The organism is Candidatus Nanosynbacter sp. TM7-087 (assembly GCF_022828365.1).
In the GTDB taxonomy this organism is placed as follows: Bacteria; Patescibacteriota; Saccharimonadia; order Saccharimonadales; family Saccharimonadaceae; genus Nanosynbacter.
Window position 1 is genome coordinate 301489 of record NZ_JAJQJU010000001.1, and the last position, 23359, is coordinate 324847.

Consider the following 23359-nt stretch of genomic DNA (forward strand, 5'->3'; position numbering starts at 1 on the left):
TACTATTATATCACAAGTTGCGCTAACGCCAGTTTTATATTCGCATTAGACTTTAACGCATTGGCAACGGCTGTAGTCTTTTCTAGTTGCTGTTCAATTGATGGATTTATTCCGCGCGATAAAGATTGAAAACGAATCATATTTACTATAATATCCGTCAGCAATATCGCTTTTTGGCGGTCAGAAAAGTATTTGACGAGATTCTTAAATGTGTCGTATTCTCGATTTGTGGCTAAAATTTGCTTTGCGTCGGTGGCTAATTGTCGATATTCGGCGAATTTTTCTGGATTTTCCGCCAATTCTTTAATTAGTAATGGTCGCCCAGCCGCCAAAAAAAGGATTTGCTGGCTAGAAGCTGGGTCTAAATTGTACTTTTCAAGCAATTTTTTATCCTGAGCAGACGTCGTTTTATGAAGCGTCAACGTCTGACAACGAGATCTAACAGTATCAAGCATTAACTTCGGGTTTTTCGCGACAAGGATAAAATTGGTGTTTTTATTCGGTTCTTCTAGTGCTTTCAGGAATGCATTTTGCGACGGCTCGGTCATCGAATCAGCTTCGTCAATGATAATAACTCGACGATTTATGGCGTAAGTTCGGAGTTTAGAGATGAGCTCACGGATTTGATCAACGGATATGGTTTGCTTTTCTGGAAGCGGTTTCAAGTGAAAAGTATCGTTATTCTTTGCTAATATTTGAGCCACGCCCAGTCCATCAAGCCCGTAATCCGCAATTACCAAAAGCGCGTGAGGCAATTGCGATGAAATCTGGCTGATTTTTTGAGCGTCTCGAGCGGATATAATCACTTCAGGCATCTATAAATCCTCTGGGAAGAATCTCTTGAATTCGTCAGGAACTATGGCTTCAAAAACTTTTCTCTCACCAGACGGCAAAGTTATTTCTAATTTCTGAGCATGCAACATCATACGGCAATCCGAAGATTTTCCATAAACTCGATCGCCGAGAATCGGAGCGTTCAGATGCGCCAGATGGACGCGCAATTGATGAGTTCGACCAGTGGTCGGCTTCAATTCCACAAGCGACTGAGCATCATTTTCCGCCAAAACATGGTAAGTTGTCTGAGCTGGTTTCCCGTTCGGATCTATGCGAAACGTACTCGGCGCTGAAGGATTACGCCCAATTGGCAGATCAATTTTTGCGGCATTCAACTTTGGCTTGCCGTCGGTTATCGCTATGTAGGTTTTCTTGGTGGTTCGCTCGGCAAATTGCCTCTGTAGATGTGCGGCAGATTCTGGGTTTTTGGCGATAATCAGTAGTCCTGAGGTGTCGCGATCAAGCCTATGAACAATTCCTGGACGATCAGTATCCGTTGCGAATGAGGTTTTGGGGCGAATTATCTCCGCAACCGTCGGCTCATCAGAAAGTCCGCCCTTGGCATGCGTCAATAGCCCGCTTGGCTTATTGACGACAATCACATCATCATTCTCGTATAAAATCGGCAAGTCAACGTCCGCCTGCTCTTTTTCTGGCAAATTAAGCGCAATTTCATCAGTTTCATCAACCTCAAACTTCGGCGTTGTCGCGACTTTATTATTGACCGAAACGTATCCAGCTTTTATGTATTTTTGCCAAAGGCTTCGGGAAATTGTCGTGTCGAATTTGGTCGATAAATAAATATCCAAGCGCACCTTAGTTGGTGAAATTTTGAACATTATGACATATTTTCCCTGGAACGGCGTTTCGATAAATTCTGGATCTAGCGGATTTGGCAAAATCTCGGCATTATCTGGCTTTTCCGTCCACAACTCGTCAATAGATTCTTCGTCGACAATCGAACCGTAAAGCAGTGCAAAATGCTGCTTGTTCAAAATAAAATCCGCAAAAACATGAGATTTGTCCGTTTGAATTTCCAATCGACGTAGTGCCTTAACTGGGGTATTGTCGTCCGCTAATTTGTACAATCTAGCTATTTTCAGCACTGTCCGAGGTAATATTTTCACGCGATTTGCTCCCTATTTTCGAAGCCCTACAGCTTTTTGAACGCGATACAAAGTTTCATTAGCGACGACATTCATGTCTTTTTCACTAGAAGCCAACTTTTCTTCAATTGCTTGCTCATCAACCGCCGCAAGCCGATTCTGGAAATTCTCCAAAAATTCCGCAACTTCGTCAGCCACGATTCGCTTGAAATCGCCATAACGATCCATCCCAAAGTACTCGTTGGCGGTCTGCTCCAGAGTAACTTCCCTGCCAGCGTCTTGTCGAACCAAAGTCAAAATTTCCAGCAAATTAGAAATTCCCGGCTGATTTTCCTTGTCGTATTGAACTTTGCCAATTGAATCTGTTGTTGCGCCCATTATTTTCTTATGTGCCGATTTTGGATCGTCAGAAAGGAAAATAACTCCCTTGCCACTCTCGTCAGATTTGCTCATTTTCTTCGCTGGATTCACGAGATCTTTAATCCTCAATCCTTGGCCTTTTCCGAAGAATTGATGCTGCTGAATTACGGGTTTCGGCACGATGAATAGATCGCCAAACTTACGATTCATTCGCTCGGCAATATCACGAGTGAGCTCCAAATGCTGAGTCTGGTCGTCGCCAACTGGCACGTAAGTCGCGCCGTAAAGTAGAATGTCGGCAGCCATCAGGACGGGATAGTTAAATAGTCCAACGGAGGCATCGCCTTTACTCCCCTTGTCCTTAAACTGCGTCATTCGACTCATCTCGCCAAATCCAGTAAAGCAATCCAGAATCCACGCCAGTTCACTGTGCGCCGGGACGTAGCTTTGGCGGTAAAGATGAACGGAAGGGTTGTCCAGCGGCAATCCGGCGGCGGTGTAAACTCGCGCGTTGTTCAGGGTGCTGTCGTATAGCTTACTGTGGTCAATTGGCGTCGTAAAACTGTGAAGGTCTGGGATGAATAGATTGATATCATATTCGTCCGAACGACGTTTCGCCATGTTGATAATCGGCAAAATAGCCCCAAAGTAATTACCTATGTGGATGTTGTTGTTAGCGCGAACGCCAGTGAGGATAACGGGTTTTGATGGTTTCATTAGATATATTATAACATTATTCGACTATTAGCGGATGCGAGATTGCGAAATATACGCCTGTAAAATTGTTTTTAGATCCACGCTGTGGCGAAAGTTTATATCGTCAATCTTATCCAGATCAACCCATTCTGGCGTGCCGTTAGTATAAGTTTTCTCACTGTCGGTTATTTTGTCGTTATTGATTTGCCCGTGCGGCTGACTGTGGGTAAAGTACAGTTGGATTGACTGATTGGCTTGCGACTCAGCGTTGCGCTTGAAGAAAGTAGTTGCTTGGTGAATGATTTTATCCGGCATTATGGTCAGTCCAGTTTCCTCCTTAACTTCACGGACAATTGATTCCTCGATCGTTTCGCCCTTCTCGACACCGCCGCCAATTAGGCTATAACCGTCCCATTGCCGAGTTAAAAGGATCTTATTATCCTCAATAATAACTGCATACACGCCGACGCGAATATTTAGTTCGTCAACGGGAACGGTGTATTGATTGCCGAAGACGTCTTTACAGATGGCGGTTTTAGTCATTATTCTCTCCACTTAAATAATCCCGCAGCATCGCTAGCCCATCAACTTTCTCAATTATCGTCAGATATTCCTGCCATTCTTCGTCGTTCAGCTCTGCCAAACTGCGACCAGGAAAGCTCGGATGTCCATAAATATATAACAATTCCGTCCAGCCATGAAGATTATCGCCACGTGGCTCGTCAACGATAAATCCCTCTTCGTTGGCTACGAAAATGTGATCTTTTTCGCCGTCAAAATAGCCAACCGCAAAAGAAAAAATAGCTCGACGATCAGTCTCACCCTTCATTAACTTGATAATGCCGGGATAGCTAAAGCTATTCAGTAGCAATTTAACAAACGGCCCCGGAAATCCTTTCAGCGCCGGGATGAAGAAACCGCGATCATCAACGACCAGGCGCTTGTTCGGAAAGGCTTTCTTGGCTTGAGATAATTTACTTTTGGCAATCGTTTGAATATCTAGTCCGCGCCCCTCATCAAAATCATAATCGAGCTGCCTTAAATCAACACCAAGCGGCTGGAGGAGTTCTTGAAGACTGGTGAATTTACTGTGGTTGGAAGTGATAAAATAAATTGGACTATTTTCTTGTTTCATACTAATAAGTATACGCTAACTAACGTTATTTTGCAGATTTCTAATGCTTGTGTCGTACGGAATTTTCCATAATTCACCGTCAATATTTAAGTTTTTGAGGAATGTATGCATTTGCTGTTGGATATCGCCAGCGTTCGCATCGTCTTCTGTCAGGATTTCCAATTCAATAAATAGTCCAAGCTTAGCAACTTCATCAATGCAGATCGTATAGTTCTCAGTTTTTGACTCAAGGCGGACTTTATCAACCGTGACAATTTCTTGCCAGCCCAGCGCTGTGAGCATTTGGCGCGCCGCATTTCCGTCATCAACTGCAAATTCATATTCATCAGACACTAGCTTTGCCTGCCCCTCAACTTTCAGTGTCATCAAGCTCCGCTGTAGCTCACCAGTTTCCGGATTAAGAACATCGCGTACTCGCATAATTTTTGAGCCAGGAACAATTGGTTCGTCAACTTGCTCGGGCAATAAAAATACTGTATCAATTTGGCGTTTGCTTGAGATGGGCGCGATGAATTGGCTTTTTAGTATAGCGATGAGATTATCGCGAGTAATATCAGACGCTAATTTGAATTTGGATTCGATTTCAATCATAGGCTTCCTCGTTTGGACTTCGTTATAGGATGACTCGTTTTTGGTGAATACTCTCCCGCCAAATAATCTTTCATAATTTCCGACAGCTTCTTCGCATATTTATCGGTTATTTCGTGCCGCTGAGTCGCCATTGACGTATGAGTGATATTGTTACGATCTTTTGCTAATTTCTTCAGGTTTCTCTCTATGATCAGTGGGTCAAGTTTTCCCGACAAAATAGCAATCGGAAGAGTGAGCTTAGTGATGTCATTCATTGTCGTCTGATTGATAATCGCGGTGTTCAAGGCTGTCAAGAAGGATTCGGCGGTAACTTCATCAGCCTTAAATCCCGCGTCAGGCCAAATATTGTGCCGATCAGCGAATTGCAAAAAGCGTTTCGAACTGCACGGATGACTATTGAAAAACTCATAAAGCGCACGCAAAATTTTCTCTGGATGATGATTTTTTTCGTCAACCCTCGGATAATATATCGGCGGACTACAGAGAATTAGCGACTTGCTTAACTTTGGATATTGCTTGGCGAGCTCTACGGCAGCCAGCGACCCCATAGAATGACCGATGACAATATCGACGTTATTTATGAATTCCCTACGCAAAGTGGCGACAATACTTGCGGCTTGGTCGTGAACATTGTAGGATTTCCAATCAGGCTTGGGCGAATTGCCAAATCCCAGCATGTCAATTGCTATAACTCGCGTGTCCTTTGGTAAATACGGCTCCAGCGGCGTCCATGTTCGCCACGAAGTTCCCAGTCCATGAATAAGTAAAATCGTCACTTTCGGTTTTTCCGGACGAGAAAAATAATGCACGTTCAATGAATACGGAATCCGTAACCAGCGATGGATAATCTTGTCCAACATATTTTTAGTATACTATGAAAATACTCCGCCTGCATGTGAAACGGAGTATTTTGTGATAGCCTTTTCTGTACTAACGCTTAGAGAATTGTTCGCGCTTACGAGCAGAACGAAGACCGTACTTCTTGCGTTCTTTCTCGCGTGGGTCACGTTTCAATAGCTCAGCCTTCTTCAGAACTGGACGCAGGTCAGCGTGAGCAGCTGTCAAAGCTTTTGCAATACCAAGCTTGATAGCGTCAACTTGACCAGCTAAGCCGCCACCCTTAACTAGGATAGTAACGTCGAATTCTTTTTGCTTGCTGACAATTGCAAGTGGATCGGTTACTTCTGCTAGAAGAGTTTTGTTGCCATCCAGGTACTCAGCGGCAGGTTTGCCGTTGATAGTGATAGTGCCTTTTCCAGGAAGCAATCGAACGCTTGCTGAAGCACTTTTGCGTCGACCTAAGCCATAGAAATAAGTATCAGCCATATTACTTCACCTCAACTTTCTCTGGTGTTTGTGCTGTGTGAGCGTGGTCGCTGCCAGCAAAAATGCGTAGACGCTTTAGGCGTTCTGCTTGCAATTTGTTCTTTGGCAACATACCTTTAACAGCTTCTTCAATAATTCGCTCTGGGTGGCGTTCGCGCATTTCTTTGAATTGCGTTTCCTTAATTCCACCTGGGAAACCACTGTGGCGATAGTAATACTTATCAGTTTCCTTGTATCCAGTAACGACTGTTTGCGCAGCATTGATAACAACTACGTAGTCGCCACCGTCAATATGAGGAGTGTAAGTTGGCTTGTATTTACCAGTCAAATGCTTAGCAATTTCTGTAGCCAAACGTCCAAGTGGTAATTCGCTAGCGTCAAACAATACCCAACGGCGAGAAACTTCAGATGGTTTTTGTGAATAAGTTTTCATCTTATTTTCCTTCCTTTGGCATTGGTTTAATATCGTCAACAAACTCGATGATTGCCATTTGAGCGCCGTCACCAACTCGCAAGCGTGTTCGCTCAACGCGAACGTGTCCGCTGGTTCGACCACTTAGCTGCGGTGCGATTTCATCAACTAGTTTGTAAGCAGCGGCGCGTGTGCTTAATGCTGCAATCACCTGACGTCGGCTTGCTAGGTCACCCTTTTTAGCCTTGGTGATGATTTTTTCAATGTGACGCTTTAGTTCCTTAGCCTTTGGCAAGGTGGTCTCGATTTTTCCGTACTCAACCAAACTGGTAGCCAGACCTTTGAGTAGGGCTCGTCGCTGATCACGCTCGCGGCCGAACTTGCGCCCTTGATATCCGTGTCTATGCATAGTTAAAACTCCAACTCCGCCATCTTGTCACGTACTTCGTCTAGTGCCTTTGAACCGAAACCTTTCAATTCTCGCAAATCTTGCTCAGTCAAAGTTACCAAATCGCGAATAGTGCGGATTTCATTGTTAATTAGCGCGTTCGTCGTGCGGGCGCTTAAGTTTAGCTCTTCGATTGGCATTGCTAGCTCTGACTCTTCGTCTTCCTTAGCTGCACCAAGTGCTGGCGCGCCAGTTACCATCGTATTGCCAGCCAAAGCTGTGTATTGGTTGACAAGAATCGCTGCTGCTTCTTCGAACGCCTCACGAGGTGTGATTGTGCCGTTAGTTTCAACAGTAATTGCCAACTTGTCCAAGTTTGTCTCCTGGCCAACACGAGTTGAGTCAACTTTGTAGCGAACGCGTAGAACTGGTGAGTACATTGCATCGATAGCAATCATGTCGCTGTGCAAACGCTTTTCGCTTGACTCTTCAATTGTCTGGTAACCGCAACCTGCCTCAACTACCAAATCCATAACCAAATGCTTGTTTGGGTCGTCGATTGTAGCAATTACTTGCTCTGGGTTGACAACTTCAACGTCAGCATTAGTTTTAATGTCAGCGGCAGTTACTTCGCCAGCGCCAGATTTCTCAATGCGTAGTTCAACTGGATCGTCAGTAAATACGCGTAGGTGAACGTTTTTCAAGTTCAACATAATGTCGACAACATCTTCTTTGATGCCTTCAACAGTAGTAAACTCGTGAGTTGCGCCCTCAATCCTGAAAGCTACAACTGCGCCACCGCGAACGCTTGACAATAGAACACGTCGCAATGAGTTACCAAGAGTATTACCGTAGCCTGGGTGAAGTGGCTCGATTAGAAAAGTAGCACTGGTTGCTGAAATATCATCAACGCTCGCGAGTGCTGGATTGTAAATTGCTTTTGCCATAATTCTTCCCTAACCCTTCTTTTATCGTGAGTAATACTCAACAATTAATTGCTCGTTGATGTCAGCTTCTGCTTCCTCGCGCTTTGGCAAACCAGTTACTTCAATCTTCAGCTTCTTGCTATCAGCTTTTAGCCAGCTTAGTGGACCCTGGACTGAATTGTTGATTACATCGTCAATTCGTGTAAAGTACTCTGACTTGGTACTCTTTGGACGAACCGTGATGACATCGCCAGCTTTAACGCGAATCGATGGAATATCGACGCGTCGGCCGTTCAATTCAAAATGTCCGTGGCTAACTAGTTGACGAGCTGCGCGGCGTGATACGGCAAATCCAGAACGATAAACAACGTTATCCAAACGGCGCTCTAATAGCTTCAACAAGTTTTCGCCCGCCAAACCTTCTTGAGCGCGTGTTGCCTCGTCCATCAAGCGAGCGAATTGCTTTTCAACTAGGCCGTACAAACGACGAACCTTCTGCTTTTCACGAAGCTGCGTAGCGTATAGACTTGGCTTATTCTGACGACCATGTGCGTGCTGACCTGGAATGCCAGATTTTTTCGCCAAAATTTTATGTGCTTTTGGATGAAGCGCATAACCTTCGCGGCGGCTTTGCTTGACAATTGGTGAATTATCTCGTGCCATAATTATGCCCTCCGTGCCTTTCGTGGACGAACACCGCCGTGAGGCACGCCAGTTACGTCCTTAATGCTTTCTACTGAGATGTCGAATGCGCTGACCGCACGAATAGCGGCATCACGACCCAAGCCGACACCTTTCACGAAAACGTCAACAGACTTCAAGCCGTATTGAGATTTCGCAGCTTCAGCAGCTTTTTCAGCGGCGACCTGTGAAGCGTAAGCTGTACCTTTTTTACTTCCACGGAAACCGCATGCACCAGCTGATGAAGCAGTTAGCACGTTACCCTTCTTGTCGGAAAAAGTAACGATAGTATTGTTAAATGTTGCCTGAATGTGCAGCTGACCAGCTGGGACTGATCGGCGCTGCTTCTTCTTGGTAGATTTTGCGTCTGCCATTTCTTAGTCCTTTCTTTAGGTCTTACTTGCTGCTTTTGGTTGTGTACCGCCCACGGCGATGGCGCGACCCTTGCGAGTTCGTGCATTCGTACGAGTCCGCTGTCCGCGTGTTGGCAGTCCTGCTTTGTGGCGAAGACCGCGATAGGCGTTGATATCCTTCAAGCGCTTAATATTATTTGCCACCAAGCGCTGGAGATCACCTTCAACGGTGTATTCGCTGTCAATAATTTCGCGAATCTTGTTTTCTTCAGCCTCGGTGAGATCTTTCACCCGAGTGGTCGGCTCAATTTTAGCCGCCGCAAGGATGCTCGAAGCGTGCTTTGGCCCAATACCGTAAATATAGGTGAGCGCAATTTGCACCTGCTTCTCTGTTGGGATAACTACCCCAGCAATTCGAGCCATGCTTAACCCTGCCTTTGCTTATTCTTAGGTTTTTTCTTGTTGATGATATATAGTCGGCCTTTGCGGCGAACGAACTTATCATCGGGACTGATTTTTTTCACACCTGCACGAACTTTCATAAAGTGCTTAAATCTCCCTTCCCGAGTAAACCCGAGATTACCGTTAATATTTAACTACCGACCTTGAGGTCGATCGTCACGTAGGCGGAAGCTGATTCGTCCCTTTGTAAGATCGTAAGGGGTCATCTCAACCTCAACCTTATCACCAGGCACCAGACGAATATAATGCTTGCGCATTCGTCCTGAAATGTGCGCGATGATACTATGGCCATTCTCCAGTTCCACCTTAAATTGAGTATTAGGCAGTGCTTCCACTACCTTTCCTACCATTTTGATGACTTCCTTTTGACTCGCCATAAGTTACAGTTGTCAATTATACAGTACTAAACACAGTTTGACAAGGGTTTTCGCCGTAAATTTAAGTGCTATAATTGTATTATCAAATTTAACATAAGGATTTTTATGGCAAGCAAGAAAAAACCAGCAAACTTTAAGGTTACAAAATCGAAGAATGAGATAATGACCGCGGTGCTAATCGGTCTGGTGACGGCTTTGATAGTGATAGTTATTGGCGTAATTTTACTACACGCCAACCAAACTTCCGACAAGACACCTCAAACAGCGGAAAAGGTTGATAATGGATCTGTGAACTTGGGGTCTTTGGTCTTTCGAATTGAAGGAGACAAAGCGGTTGTTCGCAACGATTCAGCCACGCAAGAGATTCGCGATTTTCTGAAGGCAGAAGTGAAGAAGTTAGGTTGTAAGGACAATAACGGCGTAGCTGTGGTAATCGCCCATTCTCAAGATGAGAAACAATTGTTATTGGGCTATGGTTGCGGCAATTCTGCGGCACGAATGTTTGCAGTTAAGCAAGACGGCGGATGGAAAGCGATTTCCCCAACCAATCAATTTAATTTGTTCGACATTCCGAGCTGCAAGATGGTTGATGAAAATAATATTAGTAATGAAATTGCGCCAGTCTGCCAAAATGAGAAAAAAGTTGGCGACAATTTATCTTACGATTACAAAATACGATAATCCATTCATAAAAAAGAATTCCCCGCTTTTCGGCGGGGATTTTTAATGTCAATTATTTTTTCCTAAACAAACGACGCTTCTTACTCTTCTTTTTGTCACTATCAAGTAGCTCGTCTGGGTCAAAGTCATCATATGTAACCATCAGCGCACGAGAGTTGACTTGTCGCAGAGTTTCAAGGGCAACCGATACGATAATCAAGATTCCAGTACCACCGATTGACAAACGCAAACCTTGCAGGCCTGTCAAATTGTACGTGAGATATTCCGCGACGAATGGCAGAATAGCCACGATTCCTAGGACAATTGAGCCGAACAAAATCAAGCGATTGACAGTCCTCATAAGGTATTTTTCAGTCTGAGCGCCCGGACGTACGCCTTCAATAAATCCGCCCTGCTTCTGCAGATTTTCGGCAATTTCGTTAGCGTTAAAGACGATTCCAGTGTAGAAATATGTAAAGGCGATAACTAAGATGAAATACAGCGTTGGGTAAATAAACGCTTCAGCGGTGCTTCCTGTAAACGAACCTGCGTTTGGAGCTTGGAACCAAGTGATCAATTTATTGGCGGTCGGCAAAAGATCGGCGTTACCAGACGCTTTCATAACTTGACCGACGAATTGCGGCAAGCTTAGGAATGCAACCGCAAAGATGACTGGAATAACTCCCGCCGCAATCAATTTAACCGGCAAAATGCTTTTTACATCGCCATAATTACTGTTTCCATGAACGCGCTTTGCGTAATTAATTGTAATGACGCGCTGAGCTTCGTTGATTTTAACTAGGAAGTAAAGGACGATGAGTCCGGCGATTGACATGATTAATATCGTCCAGAACATAACTGGGTTTACAGGGAGAGTGAACCAGTTGAAGACGTTTAAGCTGCCAGATGAGGTATTGAACAATGATGAGATTAGTGACGCGAGCATTTGTGGCAATTGGCTGATGATACCAGCAAAGATTACGATAGAAATACCGTTGCCAATTCCTTGCTCAGTGATCAACTCACCAAGCCACATCAGAAGGACAGAGCCTGCTGTCATTGAAGTGATTGAAACGATCCATTCCATCATCGTAGGGTCGGCTAATGTCGTACTACCGCCTTGAAGAACTGTTTGCCTTAGGATGAAGATGAAAGCGATTGACTGGACAATAGCAAGCGGCACGGTAATAACACGTGTCCATTGCTGAATTTTTCGACGTCCAGATTCACCATCTTTATGTAGTTCCTCAAGCCTTGGAATGGCTTTGGTCAGAAGCTGAATAATGATACTAGCGGTAATAAATGGACTAAGCCCAACCAACACCAGAGAGAAGCTCGACAACGCGCCACCAGATAGCAAGTTCAAGATACCACCGAGGTCAGATTGCCCAAGCACCGACGAAATCGCGTTACGCAGTTGCGTTGGTTCCGCCAATGGTACTGGAATGTGCGCTAATAATCGATAAACAACGATTATTCCCACGACGATAAATAGTCGTTTTTGCATATCTTTATTTTTCAGCGAGCGGAAAATTATTCTCCAATTCATGTCTTAGCCCCTCATAGTCACTAACAATTCTTAACTCTGTTAATTATACATTACCTTAGCGGATATTTCCATACTAAAAACATAAAAGCGTATGCTCTATAGATGAAACCGTGACTTTAGAATAAAAGAAAATCCCCTTCGGAATGGAAGGGGATTTATCGTTACTGAGAAAAATTATTTCTCTTCAGCTTCTTTCGCACTTTGGCGTAGAGGTGTAGCTACTTTCTCGAATGAGCCACCAGCTTTTTCAATGGCAGCGACAACTGAAGCTGAGGCAGCTTGTACTTTCAAGTCAACCTTAGCCTTCAATTCACCACGAGCAATCACCTTAACCGTATGGAATGGAGTTGCAATGTAGCCTTCAGTGAACAACAAAGCATTGTCAACGGTCTTGCCGTTAAATGCGTTCAAATGATCCATGTACACAACTTGAGCCGGAGTTCGCAAGCTCTTGAATCCGCGAGCCTTTGGCACAGCTTGAGCTAGTGGACGCTGACCACCTTGGAACATTACGCGAAGCTTCTTACCTGTTCGGGCGTTCTGACCTTTAGTACCGCGACCAGCAGTTTTACCTTGACCAGCAGCAATACCACGACCAACGCGCTTTTTATTCTTATTCGCTGAAACTTGGAGATCATTGTACTTCATTATTTAGCCTCCTTTTTAGCAACCTTTTTTACAGGCTGAGCGCTTAGCCATTGATCGCGTGGAACTAATGACTTTAGAGCTTCGATAGTCGCGTAAGCAATGTTAACCTTGTTGGTTGAGCCAAGAGATTTGGTCAATAGGTTACGAACACCTGTTACGCCGATAATCTGACGAACTACACCACCAGCGATAATACCGGTACCAGGAGCGGCAGGTTTGATCAATACGCGTGCGCCAGAGAATTTAACTTCGCTGTCGTGCGGAATTGTTTCGCCGTTCAATGGCAATGTAATTAGGTGCTTTTTAGCGACTGATGTGGCCTTAGCGACGGCAGCTTGCACGTCTGCACCCTTAGCGACACCGACACCAACTTTATCTTTTCGGTTACCAACAACCACCAAAGCCTTAAATCGGAAACGGCGACCACCTTTAACCACGCGAGAAACGCGGTCAATGTTGATTACCAACTCTTCAAACTCTTTTGGTGCGTCATCGCGCACATTTCGCCGGTCATCGCGGCGACCACCACGTGGATTTCGAGGTCGACGACCTTCTGCGCGTGGGGTAGTATTTGCAGCTTGCTCTGCCATACTAAAACTCCAATCCTTCTTGGCGCGCAGCATCAGCCAAAGCCTTTAGACGGCCAGCGTATTGACGACCGTTGCGGTCAAACACTACTGCGCTAATCTTAATTTTCTTTGCTTTTTTAGCAATTTCAGTACCGATAGCAGCACTTTTTTCAGTCATCGTGCCAGTCGCTTTTGTGCCAACTGTAGTTGCTGCAGCCAATGTCTTGCCAGCCACATCGTCAATCAATTGCGCGCTAACGTGCAAATTGCTAATAGTAACTGTCAAGCGTGGGCGCTCTGCCGTACCTGAAACCTTAGCGCGAACGCGGTTTTTGCGAAGAGCGCGGTTGAGTAGCTTCTTATTTTCAGCCATGATTACTTACCTGTCTTTCCTGCTTTACGCAAAATCTGCTCGTCGACATACTTGATACCCTTGCCCTTGTATGGTTCAGGCTTCTTCAGTGCGCGGATTTCCGCTGCAACTTGGCCGACTTGTTGTTTATTGATACCGCTAACAACGATAATCATTTTTTCGTTGGTAACAGTTACGCCTTCTGGGGCTTTGTATTTGACTGGATGTGAAAATCCAAGTGCCATTTCTAGCTCATTATTACTTGAGCTAACACGGAAACCGACACCGTTAACCTCTAGGCGTTTTTCATAACCTTTGGTTACACCGATTACCATGTTGTTGATTAGCGCGCGCATCAGACCATGCTGACTACGGGCTACTTTGGACTCGTCCTTAGGATGTACCGTGACTTGTCCGTCTTCGACTTTCACCTCAACTGCTGGTGTGATGAATTGCTTCAATTCACCCTTTGGTCCTTTAACGACCACATCACCAGAGTCAACCGTGATTGTCACACCGGCCGGAATAATCACCGGCAGTTTTCCGATTCGACTCAGACTCATTACTCACCTTTCGTGTGATTTGATATTAACCCTGGTATTTTAGCATAGATTAGGGGTGAAATGCAAGGTTTTTTGAGCGCTCTGCCTAGCTACCCGTACGGGATGAGTAGAATAATCGCCAAGATACCGAGAGTAATATATGTTACTAGGGCGGCTTTGGTCAAATACGGCTCTTTCATATCGTAGATTTTACGTACTTCGTAATAATCCCATAGCCGCCAGCCAGAGATCATTAAAAGAATGCCAGCGAAGATACTTAAATAGCCACTAACATCAATATGCCAAAGAAAGTTTGATGCATCAACTAGAGCGATGAATGTAGCTACTCCCATTGTCGACCAGAAGCGTGCCTGTGGCTTTTGTCCAACAGCAATAAAACAGGTGGCGGCGACCATGATCAACTCAACGAGAGGATTTTCCGCGAACAGTACCTGAATATAATAACTGGGGACTCCCTGCCTAGGGTCAGCACTGCCAATAAGCCAACCCACTCCATACAGTAGGGGCATCATAACGACGATAGACAACAAGAAGGGCAAAAAATCAACAATGAAAACATCTTTAACAGTTATTTCTGCTTGGTCTGATGTTTTTGTCATATGGAGGAAGCTACGCATATGATTACAGTATAGCAAAATATATTGACATTAAGATCTGTATTAGACGAAGCTAGTTAATCTGAGGCATAAAAAAAATAAACGCCCTGCAATGAGGACGTTTATTCGATTCGTGTGAGGCTTAGTAAACCTTCAACAACAATTCGCCACCAAGTTTAGCCTTAGCTGCTTCAGCGCCAGTCATGACACCTTTTGATGTTGAGATAAGTACCAAACCACGACCGCTTTTCACCTTTGGAATCTCTGCCGAGCCGACGTAAACGCGACGACCAGGTTTTGAGATACGGGTAATTTCGTTGATAGTGCTGTTAGTTCCTTTTTCATTGATAGTAACTACCAACACGCCACGAGGCTTAGCATCTTCCAGCTTGACATCTGCCAAGTAGCCGTTTTTGACTAATTGTTCAGCGATGACTCTCTTCATCTTACTGGACGGAACACGAACTTCCGTTTTGCCAACCAATTTCGCATTGCGGATGCGAGTCAGAAGGTCGGCGATTGGGTCTGTAGTTTGCATAGACATATTCTAATCTCCTTTCCTTCTTACCAACTACTCTTTGTTATGCCTGGGATTTCACCCTTGGCTGCTTTTTCGCGGAAATTGATACGGCTCAAGCCGAACTGGCGCATGTAGCCGCGTGGACGACCAGAGATGCTATCACGGTTCTTGTGCCTGGTTGGGCTAGAATTGCGAGGCAATTTCTGCAAACCATCGAGGTCGCCAAGTTCTTTCAACTCAGCACGCTTGGCTGCAAACTTGGCAATCATCTTTATACGCTTCTTATCACGAGCGACCATTGATTTCTTAGCCATTACTTGACGCCTCCTTTCTTCTCAAACGGCATGCCAAATTTTTCTAGCAACGCCTTAGAAGCTTCCTTGTTGCCGCTCTTGATAACAAATGTAACCTGCAAACCGTGCAAAACTTGAGTTTCCTCAAATGTCAATTCTGGGAAAATCGATTGTTCGGTGATACCTAGATTATAATTGCCGCCTTTATCAAACTTCAGGCCAACGCCGTGGAAGTCACGAACGCGAGGCAAAGCAACATTAATCAAACGATCCATGAACTCGTACATACGAGCGCCGCGCAAAGTTACGCTAACACCAATTGGCGCACCCATACCTTTACGAATGCTAAATGTCGCGATTGACTTCTTAGCTAGTCGAGCTACTGGTGCTTGACCAGTAATTTTCTCGACAGTGTTTTTGACAATTTCAAAATGACGCTTGTCATCTTTCTTTTTGCCGGTACCAACGCTCACGACGATCTTTTCCAAAGCTGGCACTTCATGCACGTTCTTTAGATTCAATTCGGCTTGTAGTTCCTTAAGGTAAGTTCCTTGATACAAGGCTTTCAAGCGAGGAGCTGGCACGACAGTTTTCTTTTCTGCCATTATTTAATCTCCTTATTTTTTACCTGGCGAGCAACACGAGTTTTGCCGCCGTCAGCATTCTTTACTAAACCAACCCGACTGGTTTTGCCTGATTTCTCATCAACAACCAAAGCGACTTTGCTGATATCCATTGGTACGTGGATATCTTTTTTGCCGCCTTTTGGATTGTACTGGCTTGGCTTAACATGGCGATGTCCGACACCAACACCTTCGACCAAAACAGTTTGGTCTTTTGTGTTAACTTTTAGAACTTTACCAGTTGTGCCTTTATTTTTACCAGCAATAATTTTTACAGTATCGTCTTTATGAATACGAGCCATTAGAGTACCTCCGGAGCCAAGCTGACGATCTTCATGTAGCCCATATCGCGAAGTTCGCGTGGAACTGGACCGAAGACACGAGTAGCTTTTGGTTGCTTGTCATCGTTGATAATCACTACGGCGTTGTCGTCAAAACAGATTGTTGAGCCGTCTTTGCGATGGATTTGATCGCGAGTACGAACAACTACAGCCTTAACAACAGATTTTTTCTTAACGTTACCGGTTGGGCTAGCGTCTTTTACCGAGCAGACGATTACGTCGCCAACGCGAGCGTAACGGCGTCGTGTACCGCCAAGAACGCGGATACACAAAACTTCCCTAGCACCTGAGTTGTCGGCTACCTTAAGGCGAGATTCTTGTTGGATCATTTGTCGTCCTCCTTAGCCTCTTCCTTAGTTTCGCCAGAAACTTCGTCCTTTAGTTTGATAGAACCGCGAGACTTTTCAATCACCTTAACTAGAGTAAAGCTCTTAGTCTTGGAAATTGGGCGAGCCTCTTCGATTTGTACCTTGTCGCCTTCACCTGCTTCGTTGGTTTCATCGTGAGCAGTGTATTTGCGAGTCACGGTGTACTGCTTGCCGTATAGCGGATGCGTTTCGCGGCTGGTGACCGTCACAGTGATGGTCTTGTCGCGCTTGGCACTCGTTACGACGCCAATCAATGTTCGTCGGGCCATTACTTGCTCTCCTTTGTGTTATTAATTTGTGTCAGCAGGCGTGCAATTTCCTTTCGGAGTGAACGCAACGCTTTTGGATTAACTAATTCACCAGCAGCGTGAGAACGTTTTGCTTGAAGTAGGTCGTTTCGCTTTTCAGCCAATTCCTTCTTCAAATCGTCAATCGTCTTAACAACTGCTGCTTTAACAGTTTTCTTTGCTTCAGCCATTTATGCGTCCTCCCGCTTGATGAACTTACATTTGACTGGCAATTTGTGGCTAGCCAGACGCATTGCTTCGCGAGCAACTTCCTCTGAAACACCCTGCATTTCAAATAGCACCGTGCCAGCCTTTACCTTAGCAACGAAGAACTCTGGGTTACCTTTACCGCCACCCATCTTCAAGCCAAGTGGCTTTCGGGTAACTGGAGTGTGAGGGAAGATTCGAATCCAAATCTTACCGCCACGCTTGATGTAACGAGTCATCGCCTGACGAGCAGACTCGATTTGGCGGGAGTTGATGCGCTCATTTGATTGTGATTGCAACGCAAAGTCACCGAACGCGATGTAATTGCCACGAGTTGCTTGACCGCGGTTTTTTCCAATACGCACTTTGCGGTGCTTAGTTTTCTTTGGTAACAGCATTTAGCGACTCCTTTCTCCCTTATAAATCCACACTTTCACGCCAATGATACCAGCTGGTGTCTGAGCGCGAGCACAGTGGAAGTCAATATCAGCGCGCAAGGTGTGTAGAGGCACTGAGCCTTCGATTACCTTTTCGCGACGTGCCATTTCAGCGCCGTTCAAACGACCAGCCACCTCAATACGAATACCTTTAGCGCCAGCATTCATGGTGTTTTGTGCGGTCATTTTAGTTGCACGGCGGAAGTTGATTCGGCGTTCCAATTGGCGAGCAATATTCTCAGCTACCAATTTGGCTGCCAATTCTGGACGACGAACTTCTTCGATGTTAATACGAACAGCCTGACCAGCAATCTTCTCAACTTGCTTTTTCAATTCGTTCACGCCAGCACCACCACGACCGATAACAACACCAGCTTTTGCCGTGTGAATTGTAATCGTGATCAAGTTAGCGCTACGCTCAATCTCAATGCGATTGATTGTTGGGCGTGAGGCAAATTTCTTTTCAATCAACTCGCGGATTTCGTGATCCTGACGAATCGCCTCTGCAAACTCTTTTTTATTGGCCGTAAACCAACGAGAGCTCCAGTTCTTATTGACCTGTAGGCGGAAGTTGATTGGATTCACTTTTTGACCCATTTACTTCTCCTCCTTTTTTGCTGCCGGTTTAGCGGCTTTTTTAGCTGCAGGCTTAGCAGTTTTTGCTTCTGCCTTAGCTTCGGCCTTTTTTGCAGGCGCTTTCTTTGGCTTTTCTGTGCCAGTTACTTCAACCAAAATATTTGAAGTCTTTTTCTGGAATGGCAAAGCGCGGCCCTTCGATGCAGGCTTAAAGCGACGCAAACGTGTACCAGTAGTAACGCTCAAAGTAGTAATTACCAAACTTTTAGCGTCCAGGCCGTGGTTGTTGATAGCATTTGCCTTGGCACTATCAATAGCCTTTTTAACTGGCATAGCAGCGCGCTTTGGGACGTGCTCTAAGATAACTAGCGCATCAGCTACAGTACGACCTCGTACCAATGCAGCAACCAAGCTAACCTTGCGTGGCGCCTGGTCGACACCTTTTGCGTAAGCGCGAACAGTATAAGTTGTATCAGCCATGATTACTTCTTATCCTTTCCGCCGTGCTTACGGAACTTACGAGTTGGACTAAACTCACCGAGTTTGTGACCAACCATGTTTTCGGTAATCAGCACAGGGACGTGCATCCTACCGTTGTGAACAGCAATCGTTCGACCAACCATCTCTGGTGTAATAGTCGAAGCGCGCGCCCACGTTTTAATAACGGTTCGATCGTCAAGGCTAAGAGCAGCAATTTTCTTTGCTAGCTTTACATCGACGAATGGACCTTTCTTTAATGAACGACTCATCGTGATTTACCTCTTCCTCTTCGCGTCGTGACGCGTGCGTACGATTAATTTATTCGAGCCTTTACGGCGACGAGTTCGATAACCTAATGTCAATTGACCCCAAGGAGTACGTGGCGCTTTACCAGTACCGTGGCGACCACCGTCACCACCACCATGTGGGTGGTCTGCGGCGTTCATAACAACACCACGAACGGTTGGGCGAATACCCTTGCGACGTTTGCGACCAGCTGAACCGATCTTAACGTTTTGGTGCTGGACGTTACCGACTACACCGATAGCAGCGGTAGCTTCCAAACGAACTTTACGAACTTCGCCAGATGGCAATTTGATAGTTGCGTAGTTGCCTTCTTTCGCCATCAACTGAGCCTTAGCACCGGCGGCGCGCACCATTTGTGCACCTTTACCAGCGGTCAACTCAATAGCGTAAATCATCGTACCAACAGGAATAACTGACAATGGCAAGCGGTTTGAAGCCTCAATTGGAGCTTCTTCACCAGTTCGGATAGTTTTACCCTTAACCATTGAGGTGTCAGCCAAGATGTAGTGGTACAAATTGTACTGATCCTTAACTCGAGCAATACGAGCTGAGCGGTTTGGATCGTATTCGATTTCTTCAATCGTCAAGGTCAAGCCTGCTGGCAAATTGTGATTCACCAAGCGGTAGTGACGACGAACGCCGCCTCCGCGATGACGAACAGTAATTCGACCTTGGTTGTTGCGACCGGCATTTTGCTTTTTAGCTTTAATCAGACTTTTAAGAGGTTTTCTTGTTGTAATGTCTGACAAATCCTGACTCGTCATGCCGCGACGAGCAGGAGTGGTTGGATTGTAAGCTTTCACTGGCATTACTTGGTCTCCTCCATCTGCTGCTCTACTGCGTCAAACACATCGAGCTTATCGCCTTCTTTCAGCGTCACGTAAGCTTTCTTCCAATCCTTGCGCGTTGTTGTGCCAGGATAACGATTCTTGCCTCGTGAGAAGCGTACAGCCTTGCCGTCTTGTACTAAGGTTTTAACCTTAACTACAGTAACGCCAAATTGCGCTTCTACAGCTGATTTGATTTCGTTCTTGTTCAAGTTAAGTGGAACGCGTAGCACATATACACCGTTGGCGCTCTGTGCGTAAGCCTTTTCACTAACGCGTGGGATAATAATCGTCTGTTTCATATTACGCTTCCTCCTTGCCTAGCCATGCAGTAATTACCGGCAGAGCTTCAGGGGTCATAACGATTGTATCCGCATTCAGAATATGATAAACGCTTAGATAATTAGCGCGAACCACCAAAACGTTCTGAATATTGTTTGTAGCACGCATAAGTTCTGGCGTCTTCTCATCTACAACGATCAGAACACGGCGCTCGAACTTGTTGTCGGCTAGGAATGTTGCGACTTCCTTGGTTTTGCCAGTAGTCTTAACATCTTTAACGACAATTTTCTTAGCTTCGTTAGCTACAGTCAAAGCTTGGCGAACTGCCACTTTCTTAGCAGTCTTTGACAATTTTTTAGTGTAGTTTTCGTTACCGCGTGGGCCAAATACTACACCACCGCCGCGCCAGATTGGGTTACGGCTTGAGCCGAAACGTGCTCGACCAGTTCCCTTTTGTTTCCATGGTTTTTTACCACCACCAGAAACTTCGCCGCGCTGCTTGGTTGTAGCGCTAGCTAGGCGTGCGTTTGCCAAGTAGCTGTCGTATGCCAATTTCAACAATTCGTGATTTGGCACTTCCACAGCAAAAATGTCTTTAGGAAGTTTGGTTGAATCTGCCATTACTTGTTACCTCCTAAAATAATCAGCCCCTTTCGTGGTCCAGGAACAGCGCCCTTAACCCCGATTAGATTGGTCTCTGGATCAACATATGCCACTTCCAAGTTCTTAACAGTAACACGCTCGTGACCCATATGGCCAGCCATCGTCTTACCCTTGAAGACTTTTTGTGGATACATCGAGCCAATTGAACCTGGCTTACGAGTATTACCTTTACCACCGTGCGTCTTACGATGACGCTTAAAGTTGTGGCGTTTAATGGTTCCAGCGAAGCCTTTACCTTTGCTGGTTCCGGTTGCATCGACAAAATCGCCGACCTCAAACGCGGAAACATTAATTTCACTGCCAACTTTCAGATCCTCTGGAATCTGGTCGACACGGAATTCCCGAATATGTTTCGGGGTCACTTGGGCTGGCTTAACGTGTCCAGCCACGGCCTTGCTCAGGTTCTTACCCTCTCCAAAAGCTACCTGTACCGCATTGTAACCGTCGGTTTCGACAGTCTTCACCTGAGTAACGGTGACAGGGCCGGCTTGGATCAGCGTCACCGGAATGGCTTTGCCGTCTTCAGCCAAGAGCTGGGTCATACCAAGTTTGGTACCGAGAAGTGTTTTCACTTTTCCTCACTCCCACTTAAATACTCCTGATGACGTGCGGTTTCTGGATTCTGGGAGAACGTTAAATGTAGACATCCGCTCATAACCAGACCTGCTCATTCATCAAGGAGAACAGTTGATATTACGCGTAATAGAAATTACTTCCTCACTATAGCACGTTATATATATTATTGTCAATAAAAGACAGGCTCTAAATCATCACGCCAACCGGCGTAAACGAAGTCAGAATTGCCATGAAAATTATCGTGACATACCAAATTTTCCGATTAAATTGGTATTTCTCAATCTTTAAGACTAATAGCAACGCAATAAATAGCCCGACAGGAATGGCCTGGATAACCAAACCACCAATTTCAACTGGATTTTTTAGACGAAGCCACAGCGCACTCAGCACCACAAAAACCACCAATTTCAAGAAAAATGAGCCGTCATTATCATAAATACGCTCGCGACCTTTGCGGCTAAACAGCTCACTAGATTTTGAGCGATTGCGAGCATAAGTACGAGTTTTTTGTTTTGTCATAAGCTGAATGGAATTATAGCATAAAAAATCCGCCCCATTCAAGAGGCGGAAATTTTATATATCGTTAAATTACATACGAATTTCAGCGTCAACGCCAGCTGGCAAATTCAAGTTCTGCAAGCTGTCAATCGTCTTTGGTGTAGCATTTGTAATGTCAATCAGACGCTTATGAACGCGGCGCTCGTAAGATTCACCACCAGTTTTGTAAACGTGCGGACTCTTTACAACAGTGTAAGTGCTGCGTCGAGTTGGCAAAGGCACTGGACCAGCCACGTTAGCACCTGTGCGAATTGCAGTGTCGATAATTTGTTTTGCTGATTGGTCGATGACTTTGTGGTCATAAGCCTTCAGACGAATACGGATTTTAATTCCTGTATCTTGAGCCATAGCTCCTCCTCTTGTGTGCGATCTCGTAACCTCTAATTGCCCTATTTATAGTCAATCGAGTTCTCGAGATAAATTATTATTAACTATGCGATTATATCAGCAATTTTCCGCTTTATCAAGATGAGAAATCATTTCCGCAATAATTCCAGCGGATTTATTCAGCGATTCTTTTTCTCGTTCGGTAAGTGGATAGCCCGCCAAAATCTTCACGCCGTCGCTACTGATTGTTGATGGCAATCCAAGTACAACATTATTCAAACCATATTCACCTTCAGCCAAAGAGCAAACAGGATAAACCGTGTGCGTCGATTTTCGGAGCGCCGAAACAATCTTAGATACGACAAACCCAATCGCAAAATATGTCGATTTCTTTGTTTCAATCACCCGATAAGCTCGATCGCGAACCTTCTGTTCAATTCCATCAATCATTTCCTCTGTAAATCCAGGATATTCCCTAATCGGCACTTCACCAATTTGCGCCGTTTCAATTGTCGAAAACGATGAATCGCCATGCTCGCCCAGAATATAAGCGTCAACCGCTTTACTATCGACATTGAACGCGTCCGCCAAATACGATTTCAAACGCGAAGTATCAAGCGTCGTGCCCGTCCCGAATACGCGATTTTTCGGCAAGCCAGATTCCTTAAGCGCCACGTAAGTCAGAACATCAACCGGATTACTGACAATCACCAAATACGGCTTCGCGCCATTCGCCATAATATTTCTCACAATATCACGCATAATTTTTGCATTAACGTCAATCAACTCTAATCGAGTTTGACCAGGAAGTTGCGGCGCACCCGCAGTAATCACAACGATATCATCGTCATTGATATCAGAATAATTTCCCGTATGAACCACGACATTTCTGTCAATTCCCATCGCGTCATTGATGTCAGCCGCCTGACCCCAAGCCAAATCCTCACTACGGTCAATCAACACAATCTCTTCGATGACACTACGCAATGCGCACGCATAAGCCGCCGTTGCGCCAACCATTCCACCGCCGCCAACAATTAGCAATTTCTGTTTATTCACCAAAATCTCCTTTTTCTGTTTTATATTAGATGTTTTTATTCTGCC

At 45.2% G+C, this 23359-nt stretch carries 41 protein-coding genes; 1 reads left to right on the forward strand and 40 read right to left on the reverse strand.

Annotated features, from left to right (window positions below; all coding sequences use genetic code 11):
- Positions 1-5 precede the first annotated feature (5 nt).
- From LRM41_RS01565 to infA, 16 genes are all read right to left on the reverse strand, one after another.
- Complete coding sequence (locus LRM41_RS01565; protein WP_243819175.1) at positions 6-815, reverse strand: AAA family ATPase; 810 nt, start codon at positions 813-815, stop codon at positions 6-8.
- On the reverse strand, positions 816-1961 hold the full coding sequence (locus tag LRM41_RS01570) for an RluA family pseudouridine synthase (protein ID WP_243819176.1): 1146 nt from the start codon (positions 1959-1961) through the stop codon (positions 816-818).
- A 12-nt stretch (positions 1962-1973) separates the two neighbouring features.
- Complete coding sequence (gene trpS / locus LRM41_RS01575) at positions 1974-3017, reverse strand: tryptophan--tRNA ligase (protein WP_243819177.1); 1044 nt, start codon at positions 3015-3017, stop codon at positions 1974-1976.
- A gap of 27 nt (positions 3018-3044) precedes the next feature.
- The gene (locus LRM41_RS01580; protein ID WP_243819178.1) at positions 3045-3539 is read right to left on the reverse strand and encodes an NUDIX domain-containing protein; all 495 of its coding nucleotides are present in this window, start codon (positions 3537-3539) and stop codon (positions 3045-3047) included.
- On the reverse strand, positions 3532-4131 hold the full coding sequence (locus LRM41_RS01585; RefSeq protein WP_243819179.1) for a non-canonical purine NTP pyrophosphatase: 600 nt from the start codon (positions 4129-4131) through the stop codon (positions 3532-3534). The genes LRM41_RS01580 and LRM41_RS01585 overlap by 8 nt, the downstream gene beginning before the upstream one ends.
- A 15-nt stretch (positions 4132-4146) precedes the next feature.
- A complete protein-coding gene (cyaB, locus tag LRM41_RS01590; RefSeq protein ID WP_243819180.1) occupies positions 4147-4722 on the reverse strand; it encodes a class IV adenylate cyclase in 576 nt (191 codons plus the stop codon).
- Positions 4719-5582, reverse strand: a complete 864-nt coding sequence (locus tag LRM41_RS01595) for an alpha/beta fold hydrolase (protein WP_243819181.1) — start codon at positions 5580-5582, stop codon at positions 4719-4721. The genes cyaB and LRM41_RS01595 overlap by 4 nt, the downstream gene beginning before the upstream one ends.
- 70 nt (positions 5583-5652) lie before the next feature.
- Complete coding sequence (gene rpsI, locus LRM41_RS01600) at positions 5653-6048, reverse strand: 30S ribosomal protein S9 (protein WP_129636874.1); 396 nt, start codon at positions 6046-6048, stop codon at positions 5653-5655.
- A gap of 1 nt (position 6049) precedes the next feature.
- The gene (rplM, locus tag LRM41_RS01605; protein ID WP_129632888.1) at positions 6050-6481 is read right to left on the reverse strand and encodes a 50S ribosomal protein L13; all 432 of its coding nucleotides are present in this window, start codon (positions 6479-6481) and stop codon (positions 6050-6052) included.
- Between the two features lies 1 nt (position 6482).
- Positions 6483-6869 carry a 50S ribosomal protein L17 gene (gene rplQ, locus LRM41_RS01610; RefSeq protein WP_129636875.1) on the reverse strand — a complete coding sequence of 129 codons (387 nt, stop codon included), beginning with the start codon at positions 6867-6869 and terminating at the stop codon, positions 6483-6485.
- A gap of 2 nt (positions 6870-6871) precedes the next feature.
- Positions 6872-7795: a DNA-directed RNA polymerase subunit alpha gene (locus tag LRM41_RS01615; RefSeq protein ID WP_146423081.1), complete on the reverse strand. Its 924-nt coding sequence runs from the start codon at positions 7793-7795 to the stop codon at positions 6872-6874.
- Positions 7796-7816: 21 nt separating this feature from the next.
- Positions 7817-8437 (reverse strand): 30S ribosomal protein S4, encoded by a 621-nt coding sequence (rpsD, locus tag LRM41_RS01620; RefSeq protein WP_129632896.1) that lies wholly within the window; start codon positions 8435-8437, stop codon positions 7817-7819.
- A 2-nt stretch (positions 8438-8439) separates the two neighbouring features.
- Positions 8440-8829: a 30S ribosomal protein S11 gene (gene rpsK, locus LRM41_RS01625; RefSeq protein WP_129745336.1), complete on the reverse strand. Its 390-nt coding sequence runs from the start codon at positions 8827-8829 to the stop codon at positions 8440-8442.
- Positions 8830-8844: 15 nt separating this feature from the next.
- Entirely contained in the window at positions 8845-9231 is a 387-nt protein-coding gene (gene rpsM, locus LRM41_RS01630) for a 30S ribosomal protein S13 (protein ID WP_129632902.1), read from the reverse strand.
- A gap of 2 nt (positions 9232-9233) precedes the next feature.
- Positions 9234-9350, reverse strand: coding sequence for a 50S ribosomal protein L36 (rpmJ, locus tag LRM41_RS01635; protein WP_129637195.1), 117 nt, complete (start codon positions 9348-9350; stop codon positions 9234-9236).
- Between the two features lie 54 nt (positions 9351-9404).
- A complete protein-coding gene (gene infA, locus LRM41_RS01640; RefSeq protein ID WP_129635133.1) occupies positions 9405-9647 on the reverse strand; it encodes a translation initiation factor IF-1 in 243 nt (80 codons plus the stop codon).
- 105 nt (positions 9648-9752) lie between these two features.
- Here infA and LRM41_RS01645 point away from each other — a divergent pair, with 105 nt between their 5' ends.
- The gene (locus LRM41_RS01645) at positions 9753-10328 is read left to right on the forward strand and encodes a hypothetical protein (protein ID WP_243819182.1); all 576 of its coding nucleotides are present in this window, start codon (positions 9753-9755) and stop codon (positions 10326-10328) included.
- A gap of 52 nt (positions 10329-10380) precedes the next feature.
- On the opposite strand, the gene secY is transcribed toward LRM41_RS01645, so the two are convergent.
- From secY to LRM41_RS01765, 24 genes are all read right to left on the reverse strand, one after another.
- Positions 10381-11856 (reverse strand): preprotein translocase subunit SecY, encoded by a 1476-nt coding sequence (gene secY / locus LRM41_RS01650; RefSeq protein ID WP_243819183.1) that lies wholly within the window; start codon positions 11854-11856, stop codon positions 10381-10383.
- Positions 11857-12030: 174 nt separating this feature from the next.
- The gene (gene rplO / locus LRM41_RS01655; RefSeq protein ID WP_243819184.1) at positions 12031-12504 is read right to left on the reverse strand and encodes a 50S ribosomal protein L15; all 474 of its coding nucleotides are present in this window, start codon (positions 12502-12504) and stop codon (positions 12031-12033) included.
- Positions 12504-13094 carry a 30S ribosomal protein S5 gene (gene rpsE, locus LRM41_RS01660; RefSeq protein ID WP_129632920.1) on the reverse strand — a complete coding sequence of 197 codons (591 nt, stop codon included), beginning with the start codon at positions 13092-13094 and terminating at the stop codon, positions 12504-12506. The genes rplO and rpsE overlap by 1 nt, the downstream gene beginning before the upstream one ends.
- Before the next feature lies 1 nt (position 13095).
- Positions 13096-13446, reverse strand: a complete 351-nt coding sequence (gene rplR, locus LRM41_RS01665; RefSeq protein ID WP_129745349.1) for a 50S ribosomal protein L18 — start codon at positions 13444-13446, stop codon at positions 13096-13098.
- Between the two features lie 2 nt (positions 13447-13448).
- Positions 13449-13982 (reverse strand): 50S ribosomal protein L6, encoded by a 534-nt coding sequence (rplF, locus tag LRM41_RS01670; protein ID WP_129632941.1) that lies wholly within the window; start codon positions 13980-13982, stop codon positions 13449-13451.
- A 95-nt stretch (positions 13983-14077) separates the two neighbouring features.
- Positions 14078-14605, reverse strand: a complete 528-nt coding sequence (locus LRM41_RS01675; protein ID WP_243819185.1) for a hypothetical protein — start codon at positions 14603-14605, stop codon at positions 14078-14080.
- A 121-nt stretch (positions 14606-14726) separates the two neighbouring features.
- Positions 14727-15128: a 30S ribosomal protein S8 gene (gene rpsH, locus LRM41_RS01680; RefSeq protein WP_243819186.1), complete on the reverse strand. Its 402-nt coding sequence runs from the start codon at positions 15126-15128 to the stop codon at positions 14727-14729.
- Positions 15129-15148: 20 nt separating this feature from the next.
- Positions 15149-15418 carry a 30S ribosomal protein S14 gene (gene rpsN / locus LRM41_RS01685; RefSeq protein ID WP_178142843.1) on the reverse strand — a complete coding sequence of 90 codons (270 nt, stop codon included), beginning with the start codon at positions 15416-15418 and terminating at the stop codon, positions 15149-15151.
- Positions 15418-16002, reverse strand: coding sequence for a 50S ribosomal protein L5 (rplE, locus tag LRM41_RS01690; protein ID WP_243819187.1), 585 nt, complete (start codon positions 16000-16002; stop codon positions 15418-15420). The genes rpsN and rplE overlap by 1 nt, the downstream gene beginning before the upstream one ends.
- Positions 16002-16322 (reverse strand): 50S ribosomal protein L24, encoded by a 321-nt coding sequence (gene rplX / locus LRM41_RS01695; protein WP_129637438.1) that lies wholly within the window; start codon positions 16320-16322, stop codon positions 16002-16004. The genes rplE and rplX overlap by 1 nt, the downstream gene beginning before the upstream one ends.
- Positions 16322-16690 carry a 50S ribosomal protein L14 gene (gene rplN / locus LRM41_RS01700; protein WP_129630950.1) on the reverse strand — a complete coding sequence of 123 codons (369 nt, stop codon included), beginning with the start codon at positions 16688-16690 and terminating at the stop codon, positions 16322-16324. The genes rplX and rplN overlap by 1 nt, the downstream gene beginning before the upstream one ends.
- Entirely contained in the window at positions 16687-16998 is a 312-nt protein-coding gene (gene rpsQ, locus LRM41_RS01705) for a 30S ribosomal protein S17 (RefSeq protein WP_353524491.1), read from the reverse strand. Before rpsQ ends, rplN begins: the two co-directional genes overlap by 4 nt.
- A complete protein-coding gene (rpmC, locus tag LRM41_RS01710; protein ID WP_129630956.1) occupies positions 16998-17207 on the reverse strand; it encodes a 50S ribosomal protein L29 in 210 nt (69 codons plus the stop codon). The genes rpsQ and rpmC overlap by 1 nt, the downstream gene beginning before the upstream one ends.
- Positions 17208-17621 carry a 50S ribosomal protein L16 gene (gene rplP, locus LRM41_RS01715; protein ID WP_129635102.1) on the reverse strand — a complete coding sequence of 138 codons (414 nt, stop codon included), beginning with the start codon at positions 17619-17621 and terminating at the stop codon, positions 17208-17210.
- Positions 17622-18257 carry a 30S ribosomal protein S3 gene (gene rpsC / locus LRM41_RS01720; RefSeq protein ID WP_129743751.1) on the reverse strand — a complete coding sequence of 212 codons (636 nt, stop codon included), beginning with the start codon at positions 18255-18257 and terminating at the stop codon, positions 17622-17624.
- A complete protein-coding gene (gene rplV, locus LRM41_RS01725) occupies positions 18258-18716 on the reverse strand; it encodes a 50S ribosomal protein L22 (protein WP_243819188.1) in 459 nt (152 codons plus the stop codon).
- A gap of 2 nt (positions 18717-18718) precedes the next feature.
- On the reverse strand, positions 18719-18985 hold the full coding sequence (rpsS, locus tag LRM41_RS01730) for a 30S ribosomal protein S19 (protein ID WP_243819189.1): 267 nt from the start codon (positions 18983-18985) through the stop codon (positions 18719-18721).
- 6 nt (positions 18986-18991) lie between these two features.
- Positions 18992-19831 carry a 50S ribosomal protein L2 gene (gene rplB / locus LRM41_RS01735; protein ID WP_129630971.1) on the reverse strand — a complete coding sequence of 280 codons (840 nt, stop codon included), beginning with the start codon at positions 19829-19831 and terminating at the stop codon, positions 18992-18994.
- On the reverse strand, positions 19831-20151 hold the full coding sequence (locus tag LRM41_RS01740; protein WP_129630974.1) for a 50S ribosomal protein L23: 321 nt from the start codon (positions 20149-20151) through the stop codon (positions 19831-19833). The genes rplB and LRM41_RS01740 overlap by 1 nt, the downstream gene beginning before the upstream one ends.
- A 1-nt stretch (position 20152) precedes the next feature.
- Entirely contained in the window at positions 20153-20752 is a 600-nt protein-coding gene (gene rplD, locus LRM41_RS01745) for a 50S ribosomal protein L4 (RefSeq protein ID WP_243819190.1), read from the reverse strand.
- Positions 20752-21366: a 50S ribosomal protein L3 gene (gene rplC / locus LRM41_RS01750; RefSeq protein ID WP_129630980.1), complete on the reverse strand. Its 615-nt coding sequence runs from the start codon at positions 21364-21366 to the stop codon at positions 20752-20754. Before rplC ends, rplD begins: the two co-directional genes overlap by 1 nt.
- A gap of 190 nt (positions 21367-21556) precedes the next feature.
- A complete protein-coding gene (locus LRM41_RS01755) occupies positions 21557-21889 on the reverse strand; it encodes a hypothetical protein (protein ID WP_243819191.1) in 333 nt (110 codons plus the stop codon).
- 69 nt (positions 21890-21958) lie between these two features.
- The gene (gene rpsJ / locus LRM41_RS01760) at positions 21959-22276 is read right to left on the reverse strand and encodes a 30S ribosomal protein S10 (RefSeq protein ID WP_129630989.1); all 318 of its coding nucleotides are present in this window, start codon (positions 22274-22276) and stop codon (positions 21959-21961) included.
- A 96-nt stretch (positions 22277-22372) separates the two neighbouring features.
- Complete coding sequence (locus LRM41_RS01765) at positions 22373-23314, reverse strand: L-lactate dehydrogenase (RefSeq protein WP_243819192.1); 942 nt, start codon at positions 23312-23314, stop codon at positions 22373-22375.
- Between the last annotated feature and the right edge of the window lie 45 nt (positions 23315-23359).

Bases quoted from the DNA above. Each gene is read 5' to 3' on its own strand.
- LRM41_RS01565 (WP_243819175.1), bottom strand. From the start codon at position 815: ATGCCTGAAGTGATTATATCCGCTCGAGACGCTCAAAAAATCAGCCAG.
- trpS (WP_243819177.1), bottom strand. From the start codon at position 3,017: ATGAAACCATCAAAACCCGTTATCCTCACTGGCGTTCGCGCTAACAAC.
- LRM41_RS01580 (WP_243819178.1), bottom strand. From the start codon at position 3,539: ATGACTAAAACCGCCATCTGTAAAGACGTCTTCGGCAATCAATACACC.
- LRM41_RS01585 (WP_243819179.1), bottom strand. From the start codon at position 4,131: ATGAAACAAGAAAATAGTCCAATTTATTTTATCACTTCCAACCACAGT.
- cyaB (WP_243819180.1), bottom strand. From the start codon at position 4,722: ATGATTGAAATCGAATCCAAATTCAAATTAGCGTCTGATATTACTCGC.
- LRM41_RS01595 (WP_243819181.1), bottom strand. From the start codon at position 5,582: ATGTTGGACAAGATTATCCATCGCTGGTTACGGATTCCGTATTCATTG.
- rpsI (WP_129636874.1), bottom strand. From the start codon at position 6,048: ATGGCTGATACTTATTTCTATGGCTTAGGTCGACGCAAAAGTGCTTCA.
- rplM (WP_129632888.1), bottom strand. From the start codon at position 6,481: ATGAAAACTTATTCACAAAAACCATCTGAAGTTTCTCGCCGTTGGGTA.
- rplQ (WP_129636875.1), bottom strand. From the start codon at position 6,869: ATGCATAGACACGGATATCAAGGGCGCAAGTTCGGCCGCGAGCGTGAT.
- LRM41_RS01615 (WP_146423081.1), bottom strand. From the start codon at position 7,795: ATGGCAAAAGCAATTTACAATCCAGCACTCGCGAGCGTTGATGATATT.
- rpsD (WP_129632896.1), bottom strand. From the start codon at position 8,437: ATGGCACGAGATAATTCACCAATTGTCAAGCAAAGCCGCCGCGAAGGT.
- rpsK (WP_129745336.1), bottom strand. From the start codon at position 8,829: ATGGCAGACGCAAAATCTACCAAGAAGAAGCAGCGCCGATCAGTCCCA.
- rpsM (WP_129632902.1), bottom strand. From the start codon at position 9,231: ATGGCTCGAATTGCTGGGGTAGTTATCCCAACAGAGAAGCAGGTGCAA.
- rpmJ (WP_129637195.1), bottom strand. From the start codon at position 9,350: ATGAAAGTTCGTGCAGGTGTGAAAAAAATCAGTCCCGATGATAAGTTC.
- infA (WP_129635133.1), bottom strand. From the start codon at position 9,647: ATGGCGAGTCAAAAGGAAGTCATCAAAATGGTAGGAAAGGTAGTGGAA.
- LRM41_RS01645 (WP_243819182.1), top strand. From the start codon at position 9,753: ATGGCAAGCAAGAAAAAACCAGCAAACTTTAAGGTTACAAAATCGAAG.
- secY (WP_243819183.1), bottom strand. From the start codon at position 11,856: ATGAATTGGAGAATAATTTTCCGCTCGCTGAAAAATAAAGATATGCAA.
- rplO (WP_243819184.1), bottom strand. From the start codon at position 12,504: ATGAAGTACAATGATCTCCAAGTTTCAGCGAATAAGAATAAAAAGCGC.
- rpsE (WP_129632920.1), bottom strand. From the start codon at position 13,094: ATGGCAGAGCAAGCTGCAAATACTACCCCACGCGCAGAAGGTCGTCGA.
- rplR (WP_129745349.1), bottom strand. From the start codon at position 13,446: ATGGCTGAAAATAAGAAGCTACTCAACCGCGCTCTTCGCAAAAACCGC.
- LRM41_RS01675 (WP_243819185.1), bottom strand. From the start codon at position 14,605: ATGCGTAGCTTCCTCCATATGACAAAAACATCAGACCAAGCAGAAATA.
- rpsH (WP_243819186.1), bottom strand. From the start codon at position 15,128: ATGTCTATGCAAACTACAGACCCAATCGCCGACCTTCTGACTCGCATC.
- rpsN (WP_178142843.1), bottom strand. From the start codon at position 15,418: ATGGCTAAGAAATCAATGGTCGCTCGTGATAAGAAGCGTATAAAGATG.
- rplE (WP_243819187.1), bottom strand. From the start codon at position 16,002: ATGGCAGAAAAGAAAACTGTCGTGCCAGCTCCTCGCTTGAAAGCCTTG.
- rplX (WP_129637438.1), bottom strand. From the start codon at position 16,322: ATGGCTCGTATTCATAAAGACGATACTGTAAAAATTATTGCTGGTAAA.
- rplN (WP_129630950.1), bottom strand. From the start codon at position 16,690: ATGATCCAACAAGAATCTCGCCTTAAGGTAGCCGACAACTCAGGTGCT.
- rpsQ (WP_353524491.1), bottom strand. From the start codon at position 16,998: ATGGCCCGACGAACATTGATTGGCGTCGTAACGAGTGCCAAGCGCGAC.
- rpmC (WP_129630956.1), bottom strand. From the start codon at position 17,207: ATGGCTGAAGCAAAGAAAACTGTTAAAGCAGCAGTTGTTAAGACGATT.
- rplP (WP_129635102.1), bottom strand. From the start codon at position 17,621: ATGCTGTTACCAAAGAAAACTAAGCACCGCAAAGTGCGTATTGGAAAA.
- rpsC (WP_129743751.1), bottom strand. From the start codon at position 18,257: ATGGGTCAAAAAGTGAATCCAATCAACTTCCGCCTACAGGTCAATAAG.
- rplV (WP_243819188.1), bottom strand. From the start codon at position 18,716: ATGGCTGATACAACTTATACTGTTCGCGCTTACGCAAAAGGTGTCGAC.
- rpsS (WP_243819189.1), bottom strand. From the start codon at position 18,985: ATGAGTCGTTCATTAAAGAAAGGTCCATTCGTCGATGTAAAGCTAGCA.
- rplB (WP_129630971.1), bottom strand. From the start codon at position 19,831: ATGCCAGTGAAAGCTTACAATCCAACCACTCCTGCTCGTCGCGGCATG.
- LRM41_RS01740 (WP_129630974.1), bottom strand. From the start codon at position 20,151: ATGAAACAGACGATTATTATCCCACGCGTTAGTGAAAAGGCTTACGCA.
- rplD (WP_243819190.1), bottom strand. From the start codon at position 20,752: ATGGCAGATTCAACCAAACTTCCTAAAGACATTTTTGCTGTGGAAGTG.
- LRM41_RS01755 (WP_243819191.1), bottom strand. From the start codon at position 21,889: ATGACAAAACAAAAAACTCGTACTTATGCTCGCAATCGCTCAAAATCT.
- rpsJ (WP_129630989.1), bottom strand. From the start codon at position 22,276: ATGGCTCAAGATACAGGAATTAAAATCCGTATTCGTCTGAAGGCTTAT.